Here is a 12,171-nt window from a genome sequence, read left to right as displayed (position 1 = left end):
AGTGAATTCAAATCGTGTACCGCTGAAATCCAGTTAAATTTTGATTAATTTCTTTGATCATCCGGAATTAATATCCTCGGGAAAAATAATTTTAAAGCTACGTTTTTAATCATTACTTTTAATTGCACAGAAATCAGCGTAACCTATGAAGCAACTCTTACTATTTCTTTCAGCATCTTTTATGCTCACGGCCTGTGGCGAAACCTGCTATAACGCCCCTCAGCCGATCGCTTTTAAACTGGTGAATGCCAACAATGAAAACCTGATTACCAACGGGATGCTGACGAACTATTCCGTGAAAGAGGAAAGCCAGAATACCATACAACTTACCAAAACCAGCGAAGACATGCTGATTCTGGAAAATGTAGGCGCTTACAACGGGACAAAAAACTATGCCTTCACTTCCAATCTCAGGAACTTCACTTTTACCATTCAGTCTTCAGAATTCAAAGGCGGCTGTGACGGTTATCAGATCAATAAGCTGACATTTACGGGAATTGGCATTGATGTAAAGGACGAAAATGGGTATTATAAGATCATATTGGAATAGTATATGCTTCTTTATCCCTGCAAAAATGCATTTCCAATGAAATTACTTTTCCCGGCTCTTTTTTTATGTTTTGTTTCAGCATGCGCTCAGAAATCAATTCCCTCCGACTTTAAAAGAATCCCGGAAATCCTTGATAATACGGAACTGCTTTATCCCTTTATTATTCCCGATAAAAAATATGATTACTGGTCTGTCCTCCGCAACAATACGGATCCTGACAAAGCTGTGATCTATGAAAGCCAGATGCCTCCCTATATGACGATCAATGACCCGGCTCCGGAAAAAGGATTCTTCCAGCAGTGCATCGGCGAAAACTGCTTCTCCTACCTGTTGGCCTGCGAGAGCGGAAAGGCACAATACTTTTTTACCGAGCGGCAGCTCAGGGATTTCATCGGCTCGGTAGATAACCTGCCGGAAGCCGTCCTGATCGCCAATACCTATGGATTTATTGTTGATATGTCCGCAACTATGGGAAGTTCCTATGCAATGGATGACCAGTCTGTATTCCTTTACCTTTCGAAAATAAAGAAATGCCCGTCGACGAAAGAATCGTTCTTCATTACCATCAACAGGAAGACCGGCCATTTGAAAAGCAAAAGCAACGGGATCTATTTTAAAGGGAAAGACTGCATCAAGGATTAATAACGAGATGTCAGACATTGCTAAACCTTGTCAGGGTTCAGAACCCTGACAAGGTTTAATAGATTTAATAATAGTATATTTTACATTTCCTAATCGATGCAATAGCTTTCATAAAAATGCATCATATCAATTTTAAAACTTTATTAACTCAGTTTTCACCGGGCAATCCGTAAATTTGGTCTACCATAAATTTAGAACAATGCTTAATTTCGAGTTTAAAAATCCAACCAAAATATTTTTCGGCAAAGGTGAAATTGCCAAAATTGAAAAAGAGATTCCTGAGGGAGCTAAAATATTAATGATTTACGGAGGCGGAAGCATTAAAAACAACGGGGTGTACGACCAGGTAAGAAAGGCCCTGGCCGGCTTTGAATTCTATGAATTCGGTGGTGTGCCGGCCAATCCTGAATATGAAGTACTGATCAATGCCCTTAACTTCATCAAAGAAAAGAATATCAATTATCTGTTAGCCGTTGGTGGCGGTTCTGTGATCGACGGAACTAAATTTTTATCTGCCGCAGCTGAATATGAAGGCGAACCATGGGAAATCCTGAAGAAACCGGTACGGACCTTCGAAGGCCAGGGAATGCCGTTCGGAACCATCCTTACGTTACCGGCAACCGGTTCGGAAATGAATTCAGGATATGTGATTTCCAGAAGGGAGACCAATGAAAAACTGTCCTCCGGCGGTCCCGGATTATTCCCACAGTTTTCCGTACTGGATCCTGAAGTTGTACGGTCAATTCCGAAAAACCAGATTGCTAACGGAATTGCCGATGCCTACACCCATGTTTTGGAGCAGTACATGACAGCGCCTTCATCAGCAGACCTGCAGGAAAGGATCGCAGAAAGTATCCTGGTCAGCCTGCAGCAGACTGCCCCTAAAGTAATGGCCGAAGATTTTGATTATGATGCAGCCGGAAATTTCATGTGGTGCTGTACCATGGCCCTGAACGGGCTGATTCAGAAAGGGGTAATTACCGACTGGGCAGTACATGCCATGGGCCACGAGCTGACCGCCTATTACGGTATCGATCATGCAAGAACGCTCGCGATCATTGCGCCTTCACATTACCGGTATAATTTTGAGACGAAAAAAGAAAAACTGGCTCAATATGCGGAAAGGGTATGGAATATAACTGAAGGCAGCCTGGAAGAAAAAGCAGAAGCCGGAATCAGGAAAATGGAAGCATTTTTCCACAGCCTGAACATCCGTACCAGGCTTTCAGACTATGTAGCGGATTATCAGAATACCGCTGAGCGTGTGCAAAAAGCGTTTACGGAAAGAAACTGGCTCGGATTGGGAGAATATAAAGCCTTAAGTCCGGAAGATGCTTATCAGATTGTAGAAATGAGTTATTAAGATACCAGGAATTCAGATCAGGATTTGGAAATAAGAACCTTTATTTTTGGAATTCTGATCTGTATGACCTGAAATTCCCATCTGCACTTCTTTTATAAATCTTTTATCTGTATACATTCATTTAAAAAACCGTGATTTCATTACGGATATTTCAAATTTATTTATATTTTAGCATATTCTAAATTTGTAAAAATGAAAAAACAGCTACTTTTATTTGCCTTTTCCGCATTGGCTCTTACTTCATGTAATGATGATGACATTCAGGGATATGAATTAGACATGATGAAAGGAGATTGGAAAGAAGTCAAAAAAGAAGTTATTTCCGGAAAAGATAATAAAACAGTACTGTCAACTTCCACCCCTACCGGGTGTGCTGTAAAAGACACTTATTATTTCAGTATTGATTACTCTACCTCTTATACGTATTATTCAGGAAGCGGAACCAACTGCCAGGTCAACGGGAAAACTGAGGGAACATATACTTATGATACCGATACCAAAAACCTGAACATCAAATACCTGAATGACAGCGAAAGGAAATATAAAGTGGTTATCCTGACCAGTACGGAACTGAAGCTGATGAAATTATTTGATAATATAGACGAAAACGGAGATCAGGTGGTGGATGTCACCTATATCTCTTACAAAAGATAAAAAAGAAGGCTCCCGAAATATCGGGAGTTTTTTATGAAACGAAGAATTAATGTATTAAAACAGTAAACAATGAAGAAGACGTTATCAGCATTTCTACTGCTGACTTTTGCCCTTTTCTTTTCACAGGAAAAGAAGCCGATGTACTGGCAGGACATCCAGAATTTCAAAAAACTGGATCAGGAAAACCCGCCGCCCAAAGATGCGATCCTCCTGATCGGGAGCTCATCCTTTACCAAATGGACCGATGTTGCAAGCTATTTCCCGGATAAGACGATTATCAACAGGGGTTTTGGAGGATCCAGGCTAACAGACCTGAATGATTATGCCGATGATCTCCTCAATCCTTACCAGCCCAAACAGATTATTGTCTACTGCGGTGAAAATGATTTTGCAGACAATAAAGATCTGAAAGCCCAGGTGGTGGTTGACCGCTTCAAGACTTTTTATAAAAAGATCCGGGCACGGTTTCCAAAAATTGAAGTCGATTATATCTCCATAAAGTATTCGCCAAGCCGCGAAAACCTATGGCCGCAGATGAAGGAAGCCAACAAAAAAATTGCGGCTTTTATGAAAAAGGAACTGAATGCTGAGTTTATTGATATCACCAAAGTGATGCAGGATGCTTCCGGAAATGTAAGGAAGGACCTTTTTGTGGAAGATATGCTCCACATGACGCCTGAAGGCTACCGCCTCTGGACCTCTGTCATGAAACCTTATATGAAATAAATATAGCTTTAAGTCAATCCATAATAAAAATTCCCGGAAAATTGTTTTCCGGGAATTTTTATTATTTCTTTCTTTTGGATTTCGATTTTGCTTTCTGCTGGGCACGGTTGGCACCGAACTTCTTAGGCGCTTTCCTTTTTGAAGGGCCACCCCAGTTCTCTTTTTTGTTTTTGTCTATCTTATCATGGAATGCGCCGCCGCCCTCATTCAGCTTTACCTGGGCAGGGTTTTTCATCACAATATTCTCTTCCTCTGCAGCGATCTTTTTAGGGTTGATTTTAACAGCCTCCGGAAAATCAAGGTATTTTAATTCCTTATCCATCAGCAATTCGATGTCCAGGACGAGTGTTTCCTCTTTTTTAGTTACAAAAGTGATGGCTTTACCATCCTTATCTGCCCTACCGGTCCTACCGATCCGGTGAATATACTGTTCAGGAACATCCGGAACTTCGAAATTGATCACATGGGTAATATTTGAAATATCAAGTCCCCTTGCCATAACATCTGTCGTAATAAGTCCGCGGATTTCTTCATGTTCAAATCTTTTCATGGCTTTCAGCCTGTAATTCTGAGATTTGTTGGAATGGATCACATCAAACTGTTCCGGGAATAGCTCTTCTATTTTGTTGAATAAAAGATCTGCATGCCTTTTATTATTATTGAAAATCAAAACTTTGGACATTTCCGAATCGTTTTTCAACAGATGCTCCAGGAGATTGATCTTGGTATTGAAGTTTTCCACTTTATAGGCAGACTGGTCTATTTTTTCCAGCGGAGTCCCGGATTTGGCCAGGGAAATCTCTACCGGACTGGCAAAATACTGATCCAGCATTTCATCCACGGCTTCCGTCATGGTAGCGGAGAAAAGAATGTTCTGCCTCTTCCCCTTCATCATTTCAAAAATATGGGTCAGCTGTGGCCTGAATCCTAAATTCAGCATTTCATCAAACTCATCAATAATCAGTTTCTGAACTTCCTTAAGTGAAATGGCATTATCAATCGCTAAATCCATAACCCTTCCCGGTGTTCCCACCAGGATATCACAGCCATCGTTGAACAGCAGTTTTTGGGTATTGATGTTTTTTCCGCCATAGATGCCGATTACTCTAGCCGTAATATTTTCAGTCAGTTTTTCCAGAATTTCCGTTACCTGAACAACCAGTTCTCGTGTAGGAACCAGGATGACAACAGTAGGATTGCCGTTTTTGTTATATTTCCAGGTTTTGAGCACCGGCAACAGGTAAGCCAATGTTTTTCCGGTTCCGGTCTGGGCAATTCCCATAACATCCCTGCCGGAAAGTATAGGCTTTAAGCTTTTCTCCTGGATAGGCGTAGGCTCAAACAATTCCATATCTGCCAAAACATCAAGGATCTTAACCGGAAGGTCGAAATCTGCAAAAGTGAGTTTTTCCATGGTGCAAAGATAGGTATTAATTATTTGTCATTCTCAAAACCCTGATATACACTGTACAGTCAGCCCCTACATTTTCTGTTTCAACCACTCATTCATAAAAAAATCTTAACCCGTACACTTCAAATTACCCATTAACCATTGCTCATTACTCATATATTCATTTCCTGTTCACCCTCAGCAAAAGCACCAACACCAGAAAAACGGAAAAAATAAACCCTAATATGGCAATCACGGACATTTCTCCTACCTTCGGTCCTTTTTCAGAAACCATAATCACCGCTGTTGCAATGATATTAGCTCCCAGCACAATGGCTAAAATGATATTGGTGACACTGGATTTGATCAGCTTGCCTATGGCATCCATATTTTTAATTTCGCTGGAAACCGTGAATTTATTTTCATCCAGTTTCTGGAGGACAGACCTGAGTTCTCTTGGGATTTCATCCACACTGTCTGTAAAATCCATCATACGGTCCATGCCGCTTTTGAGCAAGTTCTTAGGGTTTATTTTCCGGGCAAGGATTTTTTTGGTGTACGGATGCAGGCTTTTCACCACATCAAGGTCCGGATTGATATTCCGTCCTACCCCTTCTATCAGGCTGATGCCTTTGAACAGAAGGTAAAAATAGCCCGGCATATACAGGCGGTTTTCCTGCAGCACATCTTTCATGGTATTGATGATATCCTGCACATCAATGTCCTGCAAGGAAGAACTATGGATATAATTGATGATTTCCTGTACATCTGCCTCAAACTTTCTTTCATCCGGGATTTCATATTTGATCGCCATTTTTTTAAGGGAACGTACGATTTTGCGTGCATTTTTAGCTACAAAACTTACAATAAGCTCTTCAAGAATCTCCTTATCATTCGGCTGAATCTTTCCTACCGCCCCAAAATCGATGAACACGACTCTTCCGTCTTTTTTTACCAGGATATTGCCGGCATGCGGATCGGCATGGAAAAAGCCGTAATCAAGGATTTGTGAAACAAAAAGCCTTAATCCTACTTCGGAGATTTTCACCGGGTCAATCCCATGGTTCTGCAACCCTGACAGGTCTGTCACTTTAATCCCGTCAATGAATTCCATGCACAGCACATTATTATTGGAAAGTTCCTCATATACTTTGGGGACATAGGTCTCAGGGTCATTTTTAAAATTCCTTGCAAACTGCAGGATATTTTCTTTCTCGTTGATCAGGGAGATTTCTTCCAGGAGCGATTTTTCAAAGGTGGAAATCGCCTGCTTCAGGTTAAGGCGCTCCCCTATTTCAGAATAGGAAGAAACGAGTTTTTCGAGGTCTTTGATCAGCAGCAGGTCATCTTCGATAACAGCCTGCACGTTCGGTTTTTTAATCTTAAGAATAACCGGACTTCCGTCTTTCAGTACAGCACGGTACACCTGTGCAATAGATGCCGTAGCCAGAGGCTTTTCATTGATTTCAATAAAATGTTCCGTAACGGAAATGTTAAGTTCATTCTCAAGGATTTCCTCTACATTCATGGCTACGGTTTCCACCTTATCCTGAAGTTTTTCCAGTTCGCGGATCAGCTCAACCGGCAGCAGGTCTTCCCGGTTGCTGAATGACTGTCCAAGCTTAACAAAGGTAGGCCCGAGTTCTTCCAGAACCATCCTGATCCTCTCGTACACCGTTCCTTTTGGAGCATCCTGATCAACATCGCCGCCCGCATATTCCTGTTTATTGCCGCCGTTCATCCTGGCCAGCAGATCCCTGAATCCGTATTTGCTGAGTACCGAGATCAGCCGCGCTGACCGTTTCAGCTTTCTTTGTTGCTTATCAAACATATGTGTTATTAATGGCTGCAATGTACTCCAAAAATTGTTCCCAAGAGCTGGATTATATTAGCTACTGCATGAAATTGATTTTTTATTTTAATACGACAAGTTTTGTCGCTTTGCGCATGTATCTTTGTTACAGGATGATTAAATAATGATCAGCATCCTGTTAAATTATCATTTTGCCTCTTTTACCGGTGAAGTAAAAAGAGTATTTTAGCCGCGAAATTTTTATCAAAATAAGAACAATAACCTTAATACAAACACAGATATGAAGAAATTCTACACCGGCGCTTATTTCTTATGCGCAGTTCTGAGTATGTCTGCCCAGAATGTCCTCTGGCAGAAAGACATTGAGTCTTCCTCACAGGATTTCCTGTCCCAGGTAACCACCACCATTGACCAGCAGTACTTAATTACCGGAAGCTCAATCCAATCCAAAAAGCTTTCTGGGGAAAGCAATCAAAACCTGGGCTACGACTATCACCTGATAAAATTTAACCAGTCAGGAGAACAGGTTTGGGAAAAATATTTCTCAGGGCAAAACCATGATTTTCTTTCCGCTACGGTGAATACCCAGGAAGGAGGATCCCTTCTGGCAGGAACTTCGTTCAGCGGAAAGGGGTTAGATAAGAAGGAGGATTCTAAAGGTGGATCAGACATCTGGTTGGTTCGGATCAATGAGTTTGGAGATGAGTTGTGGCAGAAGACTTTAGGCACTGCTTCGGATGAAGAAGCGAGGTCGGTGATCCAGACCACGGATTTAGGATTCTTTGTGGCCGGGAATGTCCAAAACTCAGCGAAAGGCTACGGTTCCAAAGATGCCTGGATCATCAGGCTGGATAAAAACGGCAAGGAGATCTCCCAATTGATCTTAGGCGGCAGAGGCCTGGACGAAGTGGAAAAGATGATCCCGACGAAAGACGGCGGTGCCTTATTAGGGATGTATTCCAGGAGCGGAAGCGTTAGTATAAATGATGATCGATCATTGATAAATGATAAAATCACTCATCAATCATCACTTATCAATTATGCTAAATCGGTCGAAAACTACGGGGAAGGCGACTATTGGATTGTCAAGCTGTCGAAAGAAGGCAAGGTCGAGTGGGAAAAGAATTTCGGCGGCAAAGGTGATGATCATTTGAGAACATTGGCTCTCACTTCTACCGGCTACCTGATTGGAGGTGAATCCAGATCGGAAAGATCAGGGAATAAAACCGTGGGCATAGAAGAAGGGACTGATATCTGGCTTATCGCGTTAAATGAGAGAGGAGAAGAAAGCTGGCAGAAATCCTATAGCTTTAAGAACCGGGATGTTTTGATGGGGATGAGTGTGGTGAGTAAGGTTAAGAGCCAGGAGCTGGGAACCAAGAACCAAGAATCAGGAACCAAGAGCCAAGATGGACAGGATACTACTAAAGGGATTCTATTAGGTGGTTATACGCAGGCAGAAGGAAGGATCGAATCTGATGATGAGAAGTTCTGGATGCTGTACCTGGACCAGAATGGCAATGAGCAGTGGCGGAAGCACGTGAAGGGAGAATCCGGCAAGAAAGAGGAAAGACTATCAGATATTAAGCTGAACCGTGACGGTTCCATTATCCTGGCCGGAACCAGCGCAGAGGAGTTGGGTAAAGAAAACTGGAAGATCGTGAAGCTTGACGACAGCCAGATCGACCAGCTGATCGAGAAGCAGGATATCAGGATCTACCCGAACCCGGTCTCAGATTATGCGTATGTAGAAATAGGGTTTGAGGGCCAGAGAGCGGGAGCGTTTGAAGCTGAGATCAGCGTGTATGATATGGGCGGAAGGCAGCTTCAGAGCATGAAGACGAAGAACACAATAACTAAGATTAATACCCAGGCTTTGGTGCAGGGGGCTTACCTGGTGAGCGTAAAAACCAGTGATAACAAAACAGCAAGTGCTAAACTGATTAAAAAATAACTATGATATTATTAAAAAGAATTACTAACAAGATATTTATGCTTTTTTTGATATTTATAATATATAATATCAAGGCTCAAATTGATGAAAGATATAAGAATTATTATTTTAATAATACTCCTAATGCTCCAACAACGTCATCTTTCTTAAGATATGGAGATATACAGAATAATGAATATACAGGCACTAATTCTTTAGGGATCCCTTTATTCGATGTTAAATCGGGAAATATAAAATTCGGATTAGTTTTACAGTATATATCAGGAAATGGAATTAAAGCTCGGGATGAAGCCACTAGTGTAGGATTAGGATGGGACATACCGTTGCCAACAATTACTCAAAGTGTTTTAGGCTATAATGACTTGTCAGGAATTGCAAGTTTAAAGGTAGATCTATCATATAATCCAGACGGGCCACCATTTCCCATACTTAATTATAATCAAAAATATTATTTGAAGAAAGCAGGTTATCCAGTGCCAACTGATTTTATAAAGCAACCTGAAAAAGGAAAATACTCTTATTTTTGGTCACAAGATATTATTCTTCCAATAAATGGGATCTTTAAAGACATTAACAATAATATTAACTATGACACATCTCCTGATGTCTTTACATTAAATTTATTTGGGGAAAAAATATTATTTATAGATGAAAATTATGAAACATCACAATATGGAGCTTCTCATAACTTCAATTTTAAGACTTTAGATAACAAAGGCTACAAAATAACTTATATCAATGATATATTTAAGATAATTGCTCCTAATGGAAATACCTATGAATTTGCAGATAAGGAAGAGATAGGGATTTTTAGTATGGAAAAAGATCAAAGAAATTATCATTTGACTAAAATTACGGATATAAATAATAATATTATTCAATTAGAATATGAGCATTATGATGTAGATATACTTCCTCCTACTTCTAGGAATCTTAATTATACATATAATTATACCCAAACTATAGGAGGAAATGGTTCGAACATACCAACTAATGATGGTTGGGGAGCCGATGGTCAATATGATTATATGACACCAGGATCACCACCACCTTATTTTGGTACAACAGTAGTTAATCTTTATGAAGTGCCGTCATTGATTATAAAGTCTAAAATATATAATCAATCTTTAATAAAAACAATTACTGGTAATTTTGGTCGTATAGTTTTTAATTATTCAAATAGGCTTGATTATCCAACAAAAAAGTTAGATAATATTGTTTTAAAAAACTATTCAGAGTCCACTGTTAGAAATATTATATTCGATTATGATTATTTTACTTCATTATCAAATTCTAATGATCCAACTTTAAATGATTTTGATAATAATAGGAAATATAAAAGGCTCAAGCTTAATTCATTAATATTAAATGGAAATGATGAAAAATATTTATTTGAATATAATACAATCGAATTACCTTCAAAAGTATCAAATTCAACAGATTATTGGGGATTATATAATGGCGGTAATACTAACAAAACACTATATCCTAACCCAAATGACTTTAATATTTCAATTAACATCCCCATAACAGACTTAAATAATAATAAGAAAAATGCAGACATTTTATTTGCAAAAGCTGGAATTTTAGAAAAAGTAATTTATCCTACTAAAGGGTATTCAATATTTGATTATGAACTTAATACTGCAAATAATTTATTTTTTCCGACAAATTGGACTAGCAAATTAAATGTTGGTGGAGGATTAAGACTAAAATCACAGTTTGATTATAATAGTAATAATAATAAAGTAAATGAGACGGATTTTTTATATGAAGGAGGAATATCAATGAACCCATTATCATTGATAAAAAATGCTACTTATACTACTTATGAATCAATGCCTTCTCTTGGAGGATGTAAAGGGGGTATAAAAAGTTATTCTGTTGTAACTATGAAAGGGGCTAATGACAATACAGCTTCATCCTTATCTTCGGGAGATATTTTGGGGTATTCAAAAGTTACTAAAATAATTAAAAATGTATTAGATCAAACTTCATATAAAATAGAAACTTATTATAGCAATAATCCAGATAAATATTACCTTTTTTATGAGGAACAATTGCCTGTAGTTATGCCTTCAATTAAAGCAAATGGAACAGATAATGGTAATATATTAAGTCAGTACACTTATAATAGTAGTAACTTAAAAATAAAAGAAACTATAAATAGTTACAATACAGTGTATTCCAATATATATTATGGCACATCTTTTCAGAAAACAAGTAGGTATCTTAATTATTGTACAGTTGATGGAGGAAGAATGAATGTCCCTATATCAATTATCGGCCAGTTTTCAATTTTTTCAAAAGAGAGTTTGTTGTCAAGCAGCACGATTATTGACTATATCAATGGACAAGAACTGCAGACGGTAATAACAAATTATTACAATGATAACAATCTTCTGAGCCAAAAGTCCACACTAACACCGGCATCTACTCAAATATCTGAAAGCTTTTCATATTCGTCACTGATTCCAAGATTGTCACAGGCAAATATATTATCCGAAAATACTGAAAAAAGGGTTTACAAGAATGGTAGACAAATTCTTTATCAGACTACAAATTACAATGATACTAGCCACTATAATCCGACTTCCATACTTACTTATGATCTTTTAAACAATAATAACTCTTATACTGAAGTTACATATGACAAATACGATTCCAAAGGCAATTTGCAGCAGTATACAACCAAAGACGGCATCTCCACAGTGATAATCTGGGGCTATGACCATACCCACCCGATCGCTAAAATAGAGGGTGCGCAGCTTTCCGGTATTTCCCAGTCGCTGATTGATACCATTGTGAACGCCTCCAATACCGATGCCCAGAATGGAACCGAAACCTCTGAACAAAACCTTATCTCAGCTTTGGATACTTTCAGGAGTGATGCTTCCCTTTCCGGTTACCAGATCTCCACCTATACCTATGACCCGCTGATCGGCGTCAGGAGCATTACCCCGCCTTCCGGGATCCGGGAATACTACAGGTACGACGCTGCCAACAGGCTTGAGAAAGTTATTGATTCCGATAAGAAGGTGCTGAAAGAATTTAAGTACAACTACAAAAACTAAAAAGC

The 12,171-nt window shown here is 39.2% G+C and carries 9 protein-coding genes; 7 read left to right on the top strand and 2 right to left on the bottom strand.

Annotated elements, in window-relative coordinates:
* Positions 1–145 precede the first annotated feature (145 nt).
* The 5 genes from CGB83_RS19585 (at position 146) to CGB83_RS19565 (ending at position 3,935) form a co-directional block, all read left to right on the top strand.
* The gene (locus tag CGB83_RS19585) at positions 146–550 is read left to right on the top strand and encodes a hypothetical protein (RefSeq protein WP_157761470.1); all 405 of its coding nucleotides are present in this window, start codon (positions 146–148) and stop codon (positions 548–550) included.
* A gap of 36 nt (positions 551–586) precedes the next feature.
* Positions 587–1,192 (top strand): hypothetical protein, encoded by a 606-nt coding sequence (locus CGB83_RS19580; RefSeq protein WP_100077346.1) that lies wholly within the window; start codon positions 587–589, stop codon positions 1,190–1,192.
* Between the two features lie 199 nt (positions 1,193–1,391).
* On the top strand, positions 1,392–2,555 hold the full coding sequence (locus CGB83_RS19575; protein ID WP_100077345.1) for an iron-containing alcohol dehydrogenase: 1,164 nt from the start codon (positions 1,392–1,394) through the stop codon (positions 2,553–2,555).
* A gap of 192 nt (positions 2,556–2,747) precedes the next feature.
* Positions 2,748–3,209, top strand: a complete 462-nt coding sequence (locus CGB83_RS19570) for a lipocalin-like domain-containing protein (RefSeq protein WP_100077344.1) — start codon at positions 2,748–2,750, stop codon at positions 3,207–3,209.
* 69 nt (positions 3,210–3,278) lie between these two features.
* Entirely contained in the window at positions 3,279–3,935 is a 657-nt protein-coding gene (locus CGB83_RS19565; RefSeq protein ID WP_100077343.1) for a GDSL-type esterase/lipase family protein, read from the top strand.
* 61 nt (positions 3,936–3,996) lie between these two features.
* On the opposite strand, the gene CGB83_RS19560 is transcribed toward CGB83_RS19565, so the two are convergent.
* The gene (locus CGB83_RS19560) at positions 3,997–5,349 is read right to left on the bottom strand and encodes a DEAD/DEAH box helicase (RefSeq protein ID WP_100077342.1); all 1,353 of its coding nucleotides are present in this window, start codon (positions 5,347–5,349) and stop codon (positions 3,997–3,999) included.
* A gap of 157 nt (positions 5,350–5,506) precedes the next feature.
* Positions 5,507–7,156, bottom strand: a complete 1,650-nt coding sequence (locus tag CGB83_RS19555; RefSeq protein ID WP_100077341.1) for an ABC1 kinase family protein — start codon at positions 7,154–7,156, stop codon at positions 5,507–5,509.
* Positions 7,157–7,418: 262 nt separating this feature from the next.
* On the opposite strand from CGB83_RS19555, the gene CGB83_RS19550 reads away from it, so the two are divergent.
* Together CGB83_RS19550 and CGB83_RS19545 are read left to right on the top strand one after the other, a co-directional pair.
* A complete protein-coding gene (locus CGB83_RS19550; RefSeq protein WP_100077340.1) occupies positions 7,419–9,092 on the top strand; it encodes a T9SS type A sorting domain-containing protein in 1,674 nt (557 codons plus the stop codon).
* A gap of 2 nt (positions 9,093–9,094) precedes the next feature.
* On the top strand, positions 9,095–12,166 hold the full coding sequence (locus CGB83_RS19545) for an RHS repeat domain-containing protein (RefSeq protein WP_100077339.1): 3,072 nt from the start codon (positions 9,095–9,097) through the stop codon (positions 12,164–12,166).
* Positions 12,167–12,171 lie beyond the last annotated feature (5 nt).

Source organism: Chryseobacterium camelliae (assembly GCF_002770595.1).
Classification (GTDB): domain Bacteria; phylum Bacteroidota; class Bacteroidia; order Flavobacteriales; family Weeksellaceae; genus Chryseobacterium; species Chryseobacterium camelliae.
This window is presented reverse-complemented; position numbering and strand designations above follow the sequence as displayed.